General features: G+C 35.2%; 15 protein-coding genes, 1 other RNA gene and 1 pseudogene (1 of these 17 only partly in view). 9 read left to right on the top strand and 8 right to left on the bottom strand.

All coding sequences use genetic code 11. From position 1 onward, the window contains the following. Nucleotides 1–108 precede the first annotated feature (108 nt). From ELD05_RS02385 to ELD05_RS02375, 3 genes are all read left to right on the top strand, one after another. Nucleotides 109–1224, top strand: a complete 1116-nt coding sequence (locus tag ELD05_RS02385) for a tetratricopeptide repeat protein (protein WP_127352911.1) — start codon at nucleotides 109–111, stop codon at nucleotides 1222–1224. Next, a complete protein-coding gene (locus ELD05_RS02380; protein ID WP_127351216.1) occupies nucleotides 1224–1898 on the top strand; it encodes a hypothetical protein in 675 nt (224 codons plus the stop codon). The genes ELD05_RS02385 and ELD05_RS02380 overlap by 1 nt, the downstream gene beginning before the upstream one ends. Before the next feature lie 104 nt (nucleotides 1899–2002). Further along, nucleotides 2003–3397, top strand: a complete 1395-nt coding sequence (locus tag ELD05_RS02375; RefSeq protein WP_127351215.1) for an Ig-like domain-containing protein — start codon at nucleotides 2003–2005, stop codon at nucleotides 3395–3397. 212 nt (nucleotides 3398–3609) lie between these two features. Here the strand turns inward: ELD05_RS02375 and ELD05_RS02370 are convergent. The 6 genes and pseudogenes from ELD05_RS02370 to ELD05_RS02345 all read right to left on the bottom strand — a co-directional run. Next, nucleotides 3610–4158 (bottom strand): annotated as a pseudogene (locus tag ELD05_RS02370) (IS256 family transposase); the annotation flags it as partial. After that, entirely contained in the window at nucleotides 4127–4681 is a 555-nt protein-coding gene (locus ELD05_RS02365; protein ID WP_164742566.1) for an AraC family ligand binding domain-containing protein, read from the bottom strand. The pseudogene ELD05_RS02370 and the gene ELD05_RS02365, both read right to left, overlap by 32 nt. Before the next feature lie 195 nt (nucleotides 4682–4876). Next, nucleotides 4877–6052: an MFS transporter gene (locus ELD05_RS02360; RefSeq protein ID WP_127351213.1), complete on the bottom strand. Its 1176-nt coding sequence runs from the start codon at nucleotides 6050–6052 to the stop codon at nucleotides 4877–4879. A 338-nt stretch (nucleotides 6053–6390) separates the two neighbouring features. Continuing rightward, nucleotides 6391–6795: a MerR family transcriptional regulator gene (locus ELD05_RS02355; protein WP_127352910.1), complete on the bottom strand. Its 405-nt coding sequence runs from the start codon at nucleotides 6793–6795 to the stop codon at nucleotides 6391–6393. Nucleotides 6796–6919: 124 nt separating this feature from the next. Continuing rightward, nucleotides 6920–7351 carry a flavodoxin gene (locus tag ELD05_RS02350; RefSeq protein ID WP_241243576.1) on the bottom strand — a complete coding sequence of 144 codons (432 nt, stop codon included), beginning with the start codon at nucleotides 7349–7351 and terminating at the stop codon, nucleotides 6920–6922. After that, the gene (locus ELD05_RS02345; protein ID WP_241243575.1) at nucleotides 7317–8606 is read right to left on the bottom strand and encodes an aldo/keto reductase; all 1290 of its coding nucleotides are present in this window, start codon (nucleotides 8604–8606) and stop codon (nucleotides 7317–7319) included. Before ELD05_RS02345 ends, ELD05_RS02350 begins: the two co-directional genes overlap by 35 nt. 407 nt (nucleotides 8607–9013) lie before the next feature. Between ELD05_RS02345 and smpB the strand changes: the two genes are divergently transcribed. The 3 genes from smpB (at nucleotide 9014) to ELD05_RS02330 (ending at nucleotide 10159) form a co-directional block, all read left to right on the top strand. Next, nucleotides 9014–9490 carry an SsrA-binding protein SmpB gene (gene smpB, locus ELD05_RS02340; protein WP_127351211.1) on the top strand — a complete coding sequence of 159 codons (477 nt, stop codon included), beginning with the start codon at nucleotides 9014–9016 and terminating at the stop codon, nucleotides 9488–9490. Then, nucleotides 9491–9855: a transfer-messenger RNA gene (ssrA, locus tag ELD05_RS02335) on the top strand. It begins immediately after the preceding gene. Nucleotides 9856–9961: 106 nt separating this feature from the next. Next, nucleotides 9962–10159: a DUF2281 domain-containing protein gene (locus ELD05_RS02330; RefSeq protein ID WP_127351210.1), complete on the top strand. Its 198-nt coding sequence runs from the start codon at nucleotides 9962–9964 to the stop codon at nucleotides 10157–10159. A gap of 109 nt (nucleotides 10160–10268) precedes the next feature. Here the strand turns inward: ELD05_RS02330 and ELD05_RS02325 are convergent, their stop codons facing one another. Both ELD05_RS02325 and ELD05_RS02320 read right to left on the bottom strand, forming a co-directional pair. Next, complete coding sequence (locus ELD05_RS02325) at nucleotides 10269–11615, bottom strand: sugar transferase (protein WP_127351209.1); 1347 nt, start codon at nucleotides 11613–11615, stop codon at nucleotides 10269–10271. Nucleotides 11616–11631: 16 nt separating this feature from the next. Then, on the bottom strand, nucleotides 11632–12855 hold the full coding sequence (locus ELD05_RS02320; RefSeq protein ID WP_127351208.1) for a glycosyltransferase family 4 protein: 1224 nt from the start codon (nucleotides 12853–12855) through the stop codon (nucleotides 11632–11634). A 261-nt stretch (nucleotides 12856–13116) separates the two neighbouring features. Here ELD05_RS02320 and ELD05_RS02315 point away from each other — a divergent pair, with 261 nt between their 5' ends. From ELD05_RS02315 to ELD05_RS02305, 3 genes are all read left to right on the top strand, one after another. Beyond that, complete coding sequence (locus tag ELD05_RS02315) at nucleotides 13117–15552, top strand: GH36-type glycosyl hydrolase domain-containing protein (protein WP_127351207.1); 2436 nt, start codon at nucleotides 13117–13119, stop codon at nucleotides 15550–15552. A gap of 25 nt (nucleotides 15553–15577) precedes the next feature. After that, on the top strand, nucleotides 15578–17950 hold the full coding sequence (locus ELD05_RS02310) for a GH36-type glycosyl hydrolase domain-containing protein (protein WP_127351206.1): 2373 nt from the start codon (nucleotides 15578–15580) through the stop codon (nucleotides 17948–17950). A gap of 240 nt (nucleotides 17951–18190) precedes the next feature. Further along, on the top strand, nucleotides 18191–18914 hold the 5' portion of the coding sequence (locus ELD05_RS02305; RefSeq protein ID WP_127351205.1) for a GH1 family beta-glucosidase. Its footprint extends 635 nt past the window's final position; 724 of the gene's 1359 nt are visible here — the first part of the coding sequence; the start codon lies at nucleotides 18191–18193; its stop codon lies off the right edge, out of view.

The following is an 18914-nucleotide window of genomic DNA, read 5'->3' as shown; positions in this document are numbered from 1 at the left end:
CTTTGCAAAGAGCTCTGTGTGCTTTGTATTGAAGAGAGTAATTGCTTTTTGATAAAATATACCCGGTAAAAAAGTTTGTAGTAAGAAGGGGAATGAGAGTTGAAAAGGATGAGAAAAAGCAGAAAGTGGCTGATAATTGGATTGATAGGTTTAATACTGGTTTATTTTGGTTTTAAATTTTTTTCAAACAGATATATCATTGTAGATGACAAAGTTATAATGAACACTTTGTCAATAGATGATACACTTAGTGTGATAAATGGGATGATAGATAGAGGGGAGTATAATAACGCGGCAGCTCTTGCGAAATGGATTGTTAAAAATGCTAAAACTTCTGATGGTAAAATTAGTGGTTACTTCAAAATGTGTGAAATAGCCAATCTGATAGGTAATCCGATGATGGAGGAGTATTATGCAGACCTTGCTTTGAAGCAGTTAAACAGTGATACCTCATTGTGGGTTAAAAAGGTTGCTTATTTTTATAAAGGTGTAGCAGTTGGAAAGAGAAGTCAGGAACTTGGTGAGATAAAAAGAATGAGTGAAGCTGTTTACTGGATAAAAAGATCTTTAAATATTAATGACTTGGATGAGCCTAAAACAACCTGGGATTTTAATGGACGAGCATATTATTCACTTGGAGTAATATATATAGAAGCATATGGAAATTACAAGAAAGCACTTGAATACATAGAAAAGTTTTTACAACTTGTTAAGGAGGATAAAGAGAATGAATTTTTAAAAGAGTATATTGAACTATTATCATATTCAGGAGACTGCTATTATGAATTAGGTATGAAGGATAAATTAAGAGAAGTGTATGATATTTGGAAAAAAAATTATCCCAAGTACAAGGATTATTTTAAGAATTATAATTTTCAACTAAAAATGTTAGAGTTTTTGAACAAACTAATTGATGGCAAATATAAAGAGGCAGAAGAGATTATGAAGAAAGAAGATCCAGAGTATTTAGGGATTTACTATTATCGAAAGGTAGGAGATATTGAAAAAGGCAAGAAAGCGTTGATAGGTTTTGGGAAGAGTAATATACAACTTTATCCATTTCCATTTTTTCAGAGGTGGGTAAAAGAGTTTAAGCTAAGTGAGGAAGAGAAGAAAGAACTTGAGGTTATGTGGAAAAGATGGGTTGAGGAAAACAGAAAAAAGTGTATGACTACAAATGTACTTAGAAGTGATAAAGAGATAGCAAAGAGGGGTTGGAAATAATGAAGTACAGGTTTGAATGCACATTTTTAGAAGCAGAGAGAGTTTATTTAGAAATCATATCAGAGAAGACAGGAAAAAAATATATTCCGATGACAAGAGGAGATGATAGTTTTGTGTGTGAGCTGGATTTGAATCCTTCTGATATTTATAGATACATTTTTGTGATTGACGACAATATAAGGCTGATAGACTGGGCAGCACCGTTTACACTGCCAACAGAAGACGGGCAGATATTTTCCTGCATAGCTATAAATGCCAACGGAGAAATCTTAACATATGATTTTGAACCAAGTATATATGTTAAAGACTTTAGCTTTTGCAATGATACAGTTGAAAGTGGGGAGTTAATTTATAAAAGAGCTTTTTCAAGGAAAGACGAGAAGGTATGTGTGAGGATTGAGTATAAAGATGTTTTGGGTTTTCATCAAAGCAGTATACTTTGGTATAAGCCTAATGGGGAATTTTTTGATCAAAGCAGTGGTATTGTTTGGAGTGATGATGAGAGAATGGACAACATAACTGAGTGGCATTACATACAGATAAGCGATGAAATGCCTACAGGTAAGTGGAAAGTAAAGTTTTTTATTGATGGATTGTACATCTTGGAAGACTATTTTGTGATAACTCCAAGTGTATATGGCATAGAATCAGGTATATTAAAAACAAACGTATAAAGCTAAAAAGTAGTCTTTACCTACGTATTACAGACAGCATAGCTCAAATAGTGGAATAATAAGAAGGCATTACTACAAACTTTTATGTGGAGGTGTATGACATAATGAAGGAAATAATTAGAAAAGTAATTATTGTTATTTGTTTTCTGAGCATTATATCAGGTTTTCAGTTTGTTTTATCAGCTCAAACCAAAACTAAAATTGTGAAAATTGATAATTTAAACATTATAGTAAAAGTTGGAGACAGTTTTACTTTGCCAAGCAAAGTCAAGGCTACTCTTTCTGATAAGAAAGTAGTTTATGTTCCTGTAAAATGGACTCCTAATAGAGTATCTACTCAAAATGTGGGTAGATTTGTATTTAAAGGTAAAGTTCAAAATTATAAGAAAGATGTTATATTAACACTCAATGTGAGGTATTGGACCTTAGATGAGCTCAAGAAAGAAAAGAACAAGGTTGTTGTTTTAAAAGGTTATAACAAAGAAAGTAAGGTTTTTACATATTGTGGTATTTTGCTATCACCTGATGGGAAGATATTAACAACTTATACTGCTATCGATTATCTTCAGAAAGCGGAAGTATATATTGGAAATCAGAGATATGAAGTTGAAAAGGTTATAGACTATGATGTTTCAAAGGATATAGCGATTTTAAAATTGAAAGGGGCTAAAAATCTGCCATATGTAAAAATAGGCGACTCAACTAAGGTCAAACCAGGTGATAGAGTGGTAGTAATTAGTACATCAGCTATTTATACAAATGTGTTTGTTTCTGAATATGATAAAGATAACGGGATATTTGTTCTTGGTGGAGAGGCTATTAAGAAGGACGATACTGGGATGGCAGCTTTTAATTTCAGGGGCGAGGTTATTGGTATTGGATTTACAGGGTATTATAATGAGAATCCTAATAAAAAATATCTGATGGTGATTCCTTCTGAGAAAATAAAATCTCTTAAAGGTAATAAGAATTTAAGTTTATCACAGCTTTTTAGACTGGAACATGTAATAGAGGGGAAAGATTTTTATTACGAAGGTGAGATAAAAGATGGTATGAGACATGGCTATGGCTACTGCAAGTGGAGCAATGGAGATGAGTATATAGGTGATTGGAAAAATGATACAATGGATGGATATGGAGAATATTACAGCGCAAATGGAGATGTTTATAAAGGCGATTTCAAAAATGGCATGTTTGATGGCAGAGGAACGTGCACTTTTGCAAACGGAGATAAGTATGAAGGAGAATGGAAGAATGACAAGATAAATGGGAAAGGCACATATATATGGGCAAATGGTGATAAGTACGAAGGTGAGTGGAAAAACGGAGTCAAAGAAGGGTATGGAATATACACATGGGCTGATGGGGATAGATATGAAGGTGAGTGGAAAAACGATAAAATGAATGGAACTGGGACAATGTATAAAGCAACAGGTGAAGTAATTAAAGGTATCTGGAAAGATGGTGAATTGATCCAAAAATTAGAGGATAATTTTTAAAAGGGTCTGTAAATAATTTTGTGTATTTAAATTCAGGATAATCTTGTCTACCTTCTATTTTTTAGTATCACCATTTTAAAAATTTTTATGCATAAATTTTTTAAAAGCTGGACAAAATTTAATACTGGAATATATTGCTCTGATTTTTCTGGTTCTAATTTGTTTTAGATTGCTTCCATGGAAGCAATCTAAAAGCGAACTGAGGTTTGTTATTAATTTATATATTCACTTAAACGTTCTGGATACATTATCAAAAGCTGATTTAATATTATATCCCAATTTCTGTACCTCTGTGTCCACTTTCTTACAACATTTTTTGTTGCAAGATAAAGCATTTTCTCTAACGCTGTATCGTTTGGAAATACTGATTTTGCCTTTGTCACTTTTCTAAATTGTCTATGAACTCCTTCTATGATGTTTGTTGTATAAATTATCTTCCTTATTCTGCCGGGGGAAACTTAAAAAACGAAGTCAGTAGCTTCCAGTTGCTTTCCCAACTCCTGAACGCATAAGGATACTGTTTCCCCCATTTTTCTTTTACATGATAAAAATTTTCCAGTGCTTCTTCTTCATTAGTTGCCTGATATACTTTTTTAAAATCCTTTGAAAATTCTTTTATATGCTTGTATGAAACATATTTGAACGAATTGACTTGACTGATGAATAATACACCTTTGAATATCGCTTTTTGGAAACACTGCTTCTATTGCTTCTTTTAAATCTGTTAGGCTATCTGCACAAAATAGTAATACCTCTTCTACCATCGATAAGTTTAATAATTCTTTTAATTCTTTGCAGTCTTTCTCTCTGGCATTCCTTTTTCTCTTCCAAAGAGATTTTTTCACAGTTATCTTTAAAATAAGAAGTCAGCAAATATAATAAATGATATAATTTACTTTTTATTTCAAGGCCTACACTTTCAGCTTTTTTATTATGCAAAAGCATAATTTCAAGCACAGATTTCTTTATTTCATTTACTTTATCAACATCAAACTTACTCTCAGGAATTGACAACAGTGAATTAAATGTGATTTTCTCAACACCTGTATTTTCTTTAATAAAACGTGAGGATATTTGAAGAACAAGAATAATACCACTATTATCCAAATATGTCGTATGAATTTCATTGGAGTTAACCAATAATATATCTTCACTACCTAACTTATATATCATTCCATTCTTGACAACAGTCACATTACCACAAACAACGAAAATCAACTCTAACGCTTCGTGCCAGTGATGTTGAACAAACGGAAGATTGTGATAAAATATCTTTAAAGGCAATCTATCATCAAAGTCTATAACCTCGTAAATGCATTTTTGAACAGTTGAATCCTTATCTTTTTTTTTGAGTTTGAATATTAACTACAAACATAAATACTTTCACCATTTGTTAAGGTTTCTAAATATATTATACAACATTTTTTCATCTTACCAAAATAAATTTGTAAATGTATTATAAAAATCAGAAAGAATTTGCTACAAACCTTCTGCTTTTTTATTTAACCGATAATTTAATAGCTCTGTAAAAAGCGTCAAAATAAAAAGCAAGATCAGCAAATATAATGGCAACACATAAACTCCAATTATTGATATAACAACTCCAAATAGCAAAGGAGCAAGTGCGCTGCCCAAATATCCGGCAGCCATTTGCATACTTATTACAATGTGCGAAATATCTTCACCAAATCTTTTTGGCGTTTCATGCATCATTGTTGGGAAAATAGGTGCACAGCCAAAACCAATTAGTGCAAAACCAAATAAGTATATCATTTGTGGAACATCTGTTAATAAAACAAAAATACCAGTGAATAATAAAGCCAAGGATAACCTGATAATTTTTTTACCGCTCAACTTCATGCTCACAAATCCAGACAAAATTCTTCCTATTGTTATTCCAAAGAAAAAGGAAGATGTTCCTTTTGCAGCAATAGAAGGAGAAATATGCTTGTAATTTACTAAAAAACTGCTTGCCCACAACCCTGTCGTGGTTTCAATAGCACAATAGAAGAAAAATGTAATTATTGATATTGCTGCACTTGCAAACAGCAATGATTTTTTGCGCTCATTTTTCCTAATATTTGAGCTTTTATTATTATTGTCTTTTTCATATATATTCCACACCGGAAGCAAAATAAAAAATAACGTTGCTAACAAAAGTTGAAACGCCGAAACAACTAAATATCCCTTTCTCCAACCCTCTGGATATACTATAAAAATCGAAATTATATAAGAACCTAAAGTTGTCCCAACACCCCACAACGAGTGCAGCCAATTCATATGTTTTGCCTGATAATGCAAAGCTACAAAATTATTCAAAGCTGCATCAATACTTCCTCCTCCCAAGCCTATAAGTACTGCACTCAAACACAATAAAGCAAATGAAGGTGCATGTGAAAAAGTAAATAGTCCAACGGAAGAAAATAACGTACTTATAACAACAATTTTACCTGTTCCTATTTTCTTTACGATAAATGGATTTAACATGCTTGAAATAACAGTGGAACATGTTATGGTCAAAGAAATAATACCAGCTGTATAAACTGGCAAATTTAAATCGCTTCTTATAACAGGCCAAGCAGCGCCCAACATTGAGTCAGGTAAGCCTAAACTAATAAACGATATGTAAATAAAAGCTAATAAAAGTATGGCCATTTTTTGTGGCTTAGTTTATCTATGATACTGCTATTTATAAACTAAGCCTTCACCCTCCTTTCAATTCGTATTTTTCCATTAATCTTAAAAAAGAAATAATTATATTGCTTTCGGATTTGTATTGCTTTTAAATACTTCTCCAACCAAGTTTGGTGTAAGCTCTGCTCATACAGTAACACAAGAATTTACATGTTTTGAATTACCTACTATTGCTTATTTGCCAATGATAAGTCATGTGCCTTTTCTCAGTAATAACCATAAAATACAAATGAGTTTTTAACATAGATCATTTCACATTTGCTGTATACCATATAAAGGTTGGAGAAATATTGTGGTCTCTAATCCATTAAGCTCCTATTAAAATTCAACTTCATCAAATCCTTTTCTACAGGAACAATTTTTGATTCATAATCTTTAATTTTGTAATTTAGCTTCTCCAAAGCCTTCTTTATTTCTTTCATTCGCAAAATAAGTTTATCTCTTTGTTTTATCAAAAGTTGTCTCCTTTGCTCTATTGTTTCATCACCTCGGTGTAGAAGATTTACATATTCAAGTAGTGTCTCAATTTCAACCCCAGCCTTTCGCATACATAATATAAATTCAATCCATCTACAGTCTTCTTCAGTATAATATCTAATTCCATTTTCGTTTCTATGTGCCTTAGGTATCAAACCAATTCGCTCATAATACCGAAGTGTATGAGCTGAAAGACCATATTTCTTGCTAACTTCTGTTATTGTCATCATTTACACACCTCCTAATACCTATTTTAATTTATTGTTAGCAAATAAACAAAACAAAAAAATAGGCTCCTTTAAAAAGAGCCCGTAGCTAAATTATGTAATAATTTGCACATCAAATCATTTTTTAAGTTAATAACCCAAGCCTTGATAACCAGTTTTGAATATCCTTATCAGCTTGGTTAACACTGCTCCCTCTAATAGCTAATCCTGGCAATACATTTGCGTTTGGGCACAGTTTCTTTATGTCGCGTTCACTGCTCCCAAGTCCACTTCCTTCATGTGTGCAAAATGGAGCAATGGTCTTTCCTGCAAAATCGTAAGACTCTAAAAAAGTAAATACTGCCATTGGCATTGTTCCCCACCAGTTAGGATAACCGAGGAAAACCACTTCATATGGGCTTATATCCTCGAGTTTATTTGCCAGTTCTGGTCTGGCATTTTTTCTTTTTTCTTCTTTTGCTACTTCTATCGTTTCGTAATAATCTTCCGGGTATTGTTTTGCTGGTTTGATTTCGAATAAATCACCTCCTGTCAATTTTTGTATTTTTTGAGCCACTATTTTTGTATTCCCAATTGCCAAGTTTGTAATTTTGCCATTGAGATAATTGTTCCCCTTTCGAGAAAAACAAGCGATGAGAATTTTGAAATGTGGCATTGTCTACCCCTCCCCATTTCACCTCTGTCAGTTCACTGTTAACTTTTTTAAGAAGAGAAGGAATTTCTAATCTTTGTGGACACTTACTAAGGCACTCTCCACACTCCTTGCAAAAAGACGCAGCTGTCTTCTGTCCCTCAAGCCATTTGTATATTCCTCTTCCACCTCTCCAATCTCCAAACATAACAGTTTCATTATACACTCTGAAATTTTCGGGAATATCCACACCGCTTGGACATGGCATGCAGTAGCCACATTCTGTGCAGTTTATCACTGCAAAAGATCCAAGTGTTTTTCTTACCTCTTCGATCAGTTTCAAGTCCACTTCAGTCAGGTTGTTTGGGATTACATTTTTCATGATTTCAACATTCTCTTTCACATGTTCCAAAGTGCTCATTCCACTTAGTATAACAGAAACCTCTGGAAAGTTTCCAAGCCATCTGAAACTCCACTCCACTGCAGACCAATCTTTCCCACTTCTTTCGAGAATGTCTTGCACTTTCTGTGGAAGCTTTGCTAATTTTCCACCCTTCAACGGTTCCATTATTACTACTGCAAGTCCCTTGGAAGCAGCGTACTTTAAGCCTCTGACTCCTGCCTGGTAATTGACATCCATGTAATTTAGCTGGATTTGACAGAAATCCCATCCATCGTAGCCATCCACTATCTCTTTAAATGTGGGGTATTTGTCATGGAAGGAAAACCCTGCAAATCTTATTTTCCCCTGTGCCTTTGCTTTTTCAAAGAATTCAAAGAACCTCAAAGTTTTTATTTTTTCCCATCTTTCCTTGTTGAGAGCGTGCATAAGGTACATGTCCACATGATCAGTTTGAAGTTTTTCCAGTTGCTGGTCCAAAAATCTCTCAAAATCTTCGTGTTTTTCGACTTGCCATACAGGAGATTTGGTTGCAAGTAAGACCTTTTCTCTGTAACCATTTTGCAAAGCTTTTCCAACTATCTTTTCGCTGTTCCCTCCATGATATGGATATGCAGTATCAACGTAGTTCACACCGTGTTCGATTGCAAACCTTATCATCTCTATTGCCTTTTCTTCATCGATCTGAGATGCATCTTCACCAATGATAGGAAGTCTCATCGCACCAAAGCCAAGAAGAGATGTTCTTATGCCTGTTTTCCCAAAATCTATGTATTGCATTATTTATTCTACCTCCATTATCAATCTACTCTGTTTTCAATTTTCTTGTTTAAAATTATATCTGTTAGAGTTAACTATAAGTCAAGAGAAACAAGCCATACATTGAAGAAATTAATAGATGAGTGTTCCGAAATAAAAAAGCAAGCTTTTTGGATATTTAAATAATATCGAATATAAAAAGATGTTGATAATGGCAAAATAATAGTTCTTGATTGTTTGAAACCAATGCTATTAGATAATAATGCTAATATTAGATAAGGAAAAAGATAAGAGAGGAAAAACTTGAAGAGAAAGCCAAAATTTAAATAAGCAAATGGGTACTGAAAGTTGACAAATTGCTATAACTAATATATAATAGAAGTTTGCAAAGAAATATAAATTGCAACCAAACGTAGGAGTTGAATTAAATGGCTGAAAAGAATAAACAAGACGATATAAAAGTCATTGCAACAAACCGCAAAGCATATCATGACTACTTCATTGAAGAGACAATCGAAGCAGGAATTGAGCTAAAAGGCACTGAAGTAAAGTCTGTGCGCCTTGGTCATGTTAATCTCAAAGACAGTTTTGCCAGGGTTGAAAATGGTGAAGTCTTTCTCTACAACATGCATATAAGCCCCTATGAAAAAGGCAACATCTTTAACGTTGACCCGATGAGAGATAGAAAATTACTCTTGCACAAACACGAGATAAACAGGCTTGCGGGTTATGTTCAGCAAAAAGGTTACACTTTAATCCCATTGAAGATTTATATCAAAAGAGGTAAAATAAAAGTAGAGCTTGCAGTTGCAAAAGGTAAAAAACTTTTTGATAAGCGTGAAGCAATAGCAAAAAGGGATGCTGAGCTTGAGATAAGAAAGAAAATGAAGGAGTATTTAAGATAAGGGGGCGTGTTTTGGAATTCGACGGGGGCAGTCGGATTCCAAATAGCGGGTAGTGGTTTTCTCGGTGCCACTATAAAAAACCGAGAAGAAAAATAACTGCAGACAGAACAGAACTCGCTTTAGCTGCCTAAAGCGCAGCTAACGTCCGCCGGAGGTGCCCACGGCCTCCGAGCCGGGCGCCAACCGTCGTGGGGCACCGAAAGTAAGGTCGCCTGAGCCTTACTTTTGGAACTAATCTCAGGCTGGGGAAGAAAAAGCCTGTCAGTGGGCGTTTTCTTCCCGAGAATTTAGTACACTGACTGCACCCGGAGAAGTTTGGGGTTCGATGCCTTCGGACGGGGGTTCAAATCCCCCCGCCTCCACCAAAATAAACAATTCTACAATGTTTTAGGATTATGAGACTACACTTCTAAGAAGAACTCCCATTAGAAAAATAATGAGGTATAGTATATTAATTCAGAGGTGAAATTAGTGAAAGCAAATAAAAATCTTTTATTAAAGCTAATTGAGGAAATCCCGGAAAGTCAACTTGCAGAAGTTATTGACTTTATTTTGTTTTTAAAACACAAGCAAGACAAAAAGTTATTAAGTGATTTGGTGTCCGCCAGTGAGAGTAGTATAGATTTTTGGAACAACGATATTGACGATGAGGTATGGAACAACGTATAGCAGTCGGCAGTGCATTACCCAATTGGTAGTGCCGTTTTATGCCGATTGCTTATTTTTATTGAAATTTTTTACAAAACAGAGGGCTGCCTTTCAAAATCGAAAAGCAGTCCTATTCATTTTTAGCTTTTACTCCCTCAGCTGCCTCTTTGGTAAAAATTGTTTTTAAGGTCAACAGCAAAATCTTGATGTCCAAAAAAACAGAATAATTCTTTATATATATCAAATCAAGCCTGAGCTTGTCTTCTGGGGTTGTTGCATACTTGCCGTAAACCTGTGCAAGCCCTGTGAGCCCTGCCTTTACATTGTGGCGAAGAGAATACTCAGGATAGAGCTTTTTAAACTGCTCAACAAAATAAGGACGCTCTGGTCTTGGTCCTATAAAACTCATCTCACCCTTTAGAATATTTATAAGCTGCGGAAGTTCATCAAGTCTTGTTGCGCGCAAAAATCTCCCAATCCTTGTTATCCTCGGGTCGTTCTCGGTTGCCAGAACAGGGCCTGTCATCTTCTCGGCATCTTTCACCATTGTCCTAAACTTTAAAACATAAAACTCTCTCTCTCCTTCTGTAATCCTTTTTTGCCTGTAAATCACTGGGCCTTCTGAGTCAAGTTTTATGGCAATTGCAATCAAGATCATTATAGGAAAAGCAATAACCAGCGTAACTGTAGCAAGAAGAATATCACACACCCTTTTTATAAGCTTTTGTTCAGAAGTTAGCTCTGGCTGTTCAATTGAAAGTGTTGCAACATCATCAAACTGAATCACCCTCGCTCTTGAAACCAATATATCTCTAAAGTCTGGTGCTATGAAAATATGTTTTTTGAATTCTATCGCCTTTCTTACAATCTCACTTTTTAAATTTTCATCCATTTTTGAATAAAGATAAATTGTATCCACAACTTTTATATAAGGTATCAATTCTTCAATAGCCTTCGGCTCAAGAACATACTTTACATCAATCCACCCTTTTGAAATATTTTGAAGCTTTTGAGCAAACTCCTGCGCTTTTGAGATCTCACCAACTACAAGCACATGTTTGATACCTTGAACTCTTTTGAAGACATATAAAACAAACCCTCTCCAACCCAAAAGCAATAAAAACTGTACAAAAAAGGCAATTATAAATATACTTCGTGGGAAAGCAAAGTGTCTGTAGAAAAATGTTGATACAACTGTTAAAAATTGTAGAAGCATTAGAGCCAGACCCAGCGAAAATGCTATTTCGCTAATGGTTTTCATTGTTATTGTATAAAGTCCGTAAATATTCAAAAGTATAAGAGCAAAAAGAGTTATTTGAGGAATTAATGTATAGTAAGGCATGAAATTTTTCTCTGGGAATGTAAAATTGAATTTTATAATATAGGCAATTATATAACCTGCGTGTACAAGTAAAATGTCCATAAGGACAACAAAAAATTTGCTCAGCTTGTGATAGCTTTTAATATATGATTTCATCTCCTACCATCTCCGCTTATAATATTTTTTCTAACCTGTCTGAAAGCATCTTTATATCATGGTGCTTTTGAACATACTCTCTTCCCTTTTGTCCAATTCTCTCTCTTTCTTCTTTTGACATAGCATACAAGCTCAATATTGCCTCAGCAAATGCTTTGCTGTCATAACTTTGGCAGGAAATTCCTGCACCCGACTCTTTGACAATATCATTTGCTACATTTCCCGCAAAAACAATCGGCTTTGCAGCACACAAATAGTCAAAAAGCTTATTAAGTGATATTCCAAACCTGTAAACTTTTAGATTGTGCATAGAAACAAGTGTTATGTCAACGCGCTCAAGTAAGCTTGGCACAGAAAGCTTTGAGATAGGAGAATAAAAAAATACATTTTTAAGTCCAAGCTCCTTTGCCATGTTCTCAAGCTTTTCTTTTTCAGGACCGTCACCTATTATCAAAAAATGGATTCTATCACCTACATTTTCCTGAACAATTTTTGCAGCCTCTATTATGGTCTCCATTGCATTTGCCTGTCCAAGCGCACCCAAGTAACAAGCCTTAAAATATCCTTCATGTTCGTCTAAAATCTTTTTCGCTTCTTCTGAAAAAACATTTTTAAGACCATCAAATCTCTCTATATCACATCCGTTAGGAATATGAACAATCTTCTTTTTATCAATACCCAAACTTTCTATGTACTGGTCTGCCTTTGGCAATACCGTTACAACATAGTCTGCTTTTGTGTAAATAAATTTTTCAAGACTTCTTAAAAGCTTTACAATTACACTTCCTTCCTTCAAAGCACCAAGGTCAATACCACTTTGCGGCCAAAGGTCTCTGACCTCTGCAATGAATTTACATTTAAATTTTTTTGACAGCAAATACCCTACAATCCAGGCAAGAGGATGAAATGAAGATGCCAATATTACATCAGGTCTTTCAAACTTTCTTGCAATGAAATAAAGGTTTTTGGCATATGAAAATATGTTAAAAAGTCTTTTTATATCATTCTTTTTATAAGGAAACGTCTTTATCCACACAAACTTTATTTTCTCATATTCCTCTATTTTAAATTTCTTGCCTTTTTCTAACATCTCAACCCTCTGTTTGTGGTCAAAACTTGAAGCAAAGATGGTAACGCTATAACCTCTTTCTGCAAGCTGCTTAGCAAAATCAAAATGCCTTGTAATTCCTCCAACTTTTGGTGGAATTGCATAGTGATTAAATATCCAAACCTTTTTCAACTTTCTTCTTCCTCTCTGCAAGACTACTTTTCTAAAACTTTGCCTTTGTAACAAATCCGAAACATTGTCCATATTGAGTATATCACAATTCGGACTGATTATTAATATCCAAAATCAAACTGATATAATTGACTGTTTTATGTCAAAATAGTGCAAAATAAAGGCAAAATAATTAAAGTAGGCAGTTTGGCAAAAAAGATATAATTAAGATAAGTTCATTGGCTAACAAAGACTTTCTTTTAGAAAGGAGTTTAATAAAAAATGAAGTTTGGATATTTTGACGATGCCAAAAGAGAGTATGTCATAACAACACCTCTTACTCCATATCCTTGGATAAACTATCTTGGAATGAAAGACTTTTTATCTTTAATCTCAAACCACGCTGGAGGTTACTGTTTTTATAAGGATGCAAGGCTTCGAAGAATAACAAGATTTCGTTATAACAACGTTCCGCTTGATATGGGCGGAAGATATTTCTATATAAAAGACAATGAGGATGTCTGGTCACCCTCATGGATGCCAACAAGAAAAGATCTTGAGTTTTATGAATGTCGCCATGGTCTTGGATATACAATCATAACAGGAAGAAGAAATGGCGTTGAGGTGGAGCAAACATTTTTTGTGCCAGTTGATGAAAACTGTGAGATACACTATCTTAAAATAACAAACAAATCTACCCAGCCAAAGGATTTGACACTCTTTTCATTGATTGAGTTTTGTCTTTGGAACGCGCTTGACGATATGACAAACTTCCAAAGAAATTTAAGTACAGGTGAGGTTGAAATAGAAGGCTCTGTGATTTACCATAAAACAGAGTACAGAGAGCGTAGAAATCATTATTCTTTTTATTCTGTAAACGTTCCAATCGATGGATTTGACACAGACAGGGACACATTTCTTGGTCTTTACAGAGGGTTTGATGCGCCTGTGGCAGTTGAAAATGGGCAAAGTTTTAATTCAGAAGCTCACGGCTGGTCACCCATTGCATCGCATATGATAAAAATCTCTTTGCAGCCAGGGGAGACAAAAGAGCTTGTATTTATGCTGGGTTATGTAGAAAATGATGAAGATAAAAAATGGCTTAAAAAAGGCGTCATAAACAAAGAAAAGGCTTACAAAATGATAGAAAAATTCAAAAACCCAGAAGACGTCCAAAGATCATTCGAAAATTTGAGGCTATTTTGGAGCAATCTACTGAACAAGTTTAACGTTCTAACTGGCATAGACAAGGTAGATAGAATGGTAAACATCTGGAACCAGTATCAGTGTATGGTAACATTCAACCTGTCAAGAAGTGCTTCATACTTTGAGTCTGGAATAGGAAGAGGAATGGGGTTCAGAGATTCTAACCAAGATATTCTTGGTTTTGTTCACCAGATACCAGAACGGGCAAGAGAAAGAATATTGGATTTAGCCGCAACCCAGCTTGAAGATGGCGGTGCTTACCATCAATATCAGCCTCTTACAAAAAGAGGCAACAATGAAATAGGTAGCAATTTCAACGACGACCCGTTGTGGCTCATACTCTCAACTGCACATTACATCAAGGAAACAGGAGACTGGTCCATTCTTGATGAAATTGTTCCTTTTGAAAATGACCCGCAAAAGGCTGCTTCAATGTTTGAACACCTGAGAAGGGCATTTTACCATGTTGTGAACAACTTAGGACCGCATGGACTTCCACTCATAGGCAGGGCTGACTGGAATGACTGTTTGAACCTCAATGCTTTTTCAACAAACCCTGATGAGTCGTTCCAGACATGTGATAACAAGGACGGCAAAACTGCAGAATCTGTTATGATAGCAGGGATGTTTGTCTATGTTGGAAAGGAATTTGTAAAGATTTGTGAAAGGTTGGGTAAAGAAGATATTGCAAAAGATGCACAATACCACATTGAAAAGATGAAAGAGGCAATTTTAAATTATGGTTACGATGGCGAGTGGTTTTTAAGAGCATATGACTACTTTGGAAACAAAGTTGGAAGCAAAGAAAATGATGAGGGTAAGATATTTATTGAAACACAAGGTTTTTGTGTAATGGCAGGAATAGGACTTGATGATGGAAAGGCTATCTCTGCACTTGATTCTGTTAAAAAGTATCTTGATACAGAACATGGAATTGTACTGGTTCAGCCGGCATTTACTGAGTATAAAATTCATTTAGGAGAGATTACAAGCTATCCACCCGGCTATAAGGAAAATGCAGCAGTTTTTTGTCACAACAACCCGTGGATTATGATAGCAGAGTGCATAGTTGGAAGAGGAGACAGAGCATTTGAATACTGGGCAAAGATCGCACCATCGTACAGAGAAGAGATAAGCGATGTGCACAAGCTTGAACCATATGTATACTGCCAGATGATTGCTGGAAAAGATGCATACAAACCGGGAGAAGCAAAAAATTCATGGCTCACTGGATCTGCTGCATGGAATTTTGTTGCAATGACACAGTGGATTTTGGGAATAAGACCTGATTATGACGGTCTTTTAATAGACCCCTGCATACCAAGGGAATGGAAAGAATTTTTTGTAAAGAGGGTATTTAGAAATGCAGTTTACAACATTCAAGTAAAAAACCCTGATGGTGTTTCAAAAGGTGTTAAAAAAGTTGTTGTTGATGGAAAAGAAATGCCTTCCAATTTAATACCAGCTTTCTCAGATGGCAAAGAGCATTTTGTTGAAGTGATAATGGGATAGAAAAATTTTAAGGAGGGTATTTTTTATGAATTATGGATACTTTGATTCTCAAAACAGAGAGTATGTTATAACAAACCCCAAAACACCAACTTCATGGGTAAATTATTTAGGAACAAGTGATTATTGTCTTATAATCTCAAACAATGCTTCAGGTTATTCTTTTTACAAATCTCCAAAACTTGGAAGGGTCACTCGTTTTAGGTTTAACAGCATCCCAATGGACAGACCTGGAAGATATGTATATATCAAAGATGAAAAGACAAAAGACTTCTGGTCAATAAGCTGGCAACCTGTTGGAAAGCCTCTTGAGAAGTTCCTGAGCATCTGTCGACACGGTCTTGGATATTCAATATTTGAAAGTAAATATAGCAACATAACCTCATCTTTAAAAATCTTTGTGCCAGTAGACAAACCAATTGAAATCTGGGAAGTTAAAATCAAGAATGAGTCAGGTGAGAAAAAGGAACTATCGGTATTTACTTATACAGAGTTCTGTCTTTGGAATTCCATGCTTGACATGATGGATTTTCAGTATATTCTTTACACCTGCAGAATGGGTTACAACAAAGAAGATGAAATTGTAGATTATTCTATCAAGCTCTGGAGTCCTTATGAACCAAAAGCTTTTTTCACATGCACAAATAAAAAGATTGAAAGTTTTGATACAGACAGAGATGTGTTTATTGGTCCATATAACAGTGAGGCTAATCCAGAAGCTATTCAAAATGGCAGGTGTTTTGGGTCAATTGCAATAGGTGGAAACCCATGCGCTGCAACACAGGTAAAAATTGAACTTCAGCCCGGTCAGGAAGAATATTTAGTGTTTGTACTGGGAATAGGAGATGCATACAAGGAAGGAAAAGAATATAAAAAACTATTTGCATCAAAAGAAAATATCCAAAAAGAATTTGAAAAGGTGCAAAAGTATTGGGATGACAGACTTAGCAAGTTCAAATGCTCAACACCAAGCGAAAAGATGAATTTGATGTTGAATATATGGAATCAGTATCAGTGCCATACAACATTTAACTGGTCAAGGTCTGCATCATTCATAGAAGCTGGTGGAAGAGACGGACTTGGCTTTAGAGATTCTTCACAGGACGTTCTGGGCGTTGCACATTCAATCCCTCAAGAGGTAAGAAAAAGACTTATTGAACTTTTGAAGGCTCAGCTTTCTGAAGGATATGCGATGCATCATTTCCAGCCTCTTACATGGGCTCAAGGAGAACATAATATACCTCCACGAGATAGAATTTATTCAGATGACCATTTATGGCTTTTGATTGCTGTGCCACACTATATAAAAGAAACAGGTGATTTTTCTATCTTAGATGAAGTTGTTGAGTATGCGGACAAGTCAAGCGCTTCTGTTTATGAGCATTTAAAACAAGCTTTGGAGTTTTCATGGAGGCATAGGGGAAAACATGGACTTTTGCTTGGTCTTGCTGCTGACTGGAATGACTGTATCAACCTCAAAGACGGTGGCGAGAGTACATGGTCAACCCAGCTTTATTACAAGGCTTTATCTGAGTTTATAGAACTTGCTGAGTATATTGGAAAGACTGATGATGTTGAAAAGTACAAAGCTTATAGAGATGAAATCAAAAAGGCAATGGAAGAGTATACATGGGATGGCGAGTGGTTTGTAAGAGGGTATTTGGCAAGCGCCAAAAAACTTGGATCAAAAGAAAGTGATCAGAGCAAGATTTTCCTAAATTCTCAGTCATGGTCAGTATTCTCAGGCGCTTTTGTTGATGAAAAAGGCAAAATGGCAATGGACAGTGTCAAAAAATACCTTGCAACAGAACATGGATGTGTTAAAAACTGGCCAGCTTATGTTGATTATATTATAGAGGTTGGGGCTGTAACCTCTTTCCCGCCGGGATTAAAAGAAAATGCTGCTATTTTCTGTCATGCTAATACATGGGTAATTATTGCAGAGGCTGTACTTGGAAGAGGCGATTATGCTTTTGAATACTATATGTCGTTCCTTCCTGCAAACAAAAATGATATTGCTGAAATCTATACCACAGAACCTTATGTTTATTCCCAGTTTATCACCGGAAAAGAACATCCATATTATTTTGGTCGAGCACGAAATCCATGGTTGACAGGTACTGCAACATGGGCATTTGTTGCAGCAACACAGTATATCCTAGGGGTTCGCCCACACTACAAAGGGCTTATTATTGACCCATGTATACCACAGCAGTGGGACGGTTTTGAAGTTGAGAGAGTTTTCAGAGGAAGAAAACTTTCCATTAAGGTTTCAAATCCAGACCATATTTCAAAAGGTGTTAAAAAGATATTAGTAAATGGAAAAGAGATTGTGGGTAATTTGATTCCAGTAGAATTGCTTGACAATGAGAATGTAGTTGAAGTTGTAATGGGAAAATAATATTCAAGACAGGAAAATAAAACTACAAAAAAGAGGAGGCACACCATTGCATATTTAAAGTGGTGTGTCTCTTTTTTTGTTTCTTTTCTAAAACATCTACTGGTGAAAAACATCTAAAAATTTTGCTATATTCACTTAAAATTTTTATTTGCAAACTCAAATTTTATATGGCAATATATTTTGATATGAGTGTAATTGATTTCAAAAGAAACAAAAGCTTTAAGTCAAGGAGGTCACAACATGAGTTTTCCAAAAGGATTTCTGTGGGGTGCTGCAACCGCATCATATCAGATTGAAGGTGCATGGAACGAAGATGGAAAAGGCGAGTCTATTTGGGACAGGTTTTCTCATCAAAAAGGAAATATTCTATACGGCCATACAGGCGATGTTGCGTGTGACCATTACCACAGGTTCGAAGAAGATGTCTCTCTTATGAAAGAGCTTGGGCTTAAAGCCTACAGGTTTTCTATTGCATGGGCAAGAATCTTTCCAGATGGCTATGGTACTGTGAATCAGAAAGGTCTTGAGTTTTATGATAGACTCATCAACAAGCTTTTTGAAAACGGTATCGAACCTGTTGTCACCATTTATCACTGGGATCTTCCTCAAAAGCTACAAGACATTGGCGGTTGGGCAAACAAGGAAATTGTAAACCATTATTTTGAATATGCAATGCTTCTTATAAACCGCTACAAGGCTAAAGTAAAAAAATGGATAACATTTAATGAACCTTATTGTATTGCCTTTTTGGGTCATTGGCATGGAGTTCACGCACCAGGAATAAAAGATTTTAAAGTTGCGATGGATGTTGTGCACAACATTATGCTTTCTCATTTTAAGGTTGTAAAAGCTGTAAAGGAAAACAATATTGATGTTGAAGTAGGAATTACATTGAATTTAACCCCAGTCTATCTTCAGACAGAGAGGCTTGGATATAAGGTAAGCGAAATTGAAAGAGAAATGG

Source organism: Caldicellulosiruptor changbaiensis (genome assembly GCF_003999255.1).
Lineage (GTDB): Bacteria > Bacillota > Thermoanaerobacteria > Caldicellulosiruptorales > Caldicellulosiruptoraceae > Caldicellulosiruptor > Caldicellulosiruptor changbaiensis.
The sequence above is the reverse complement of the archived record's forward strand: the minus strand, read 5'-3'. Positions and strand labels throughout refer to the sequence as shown.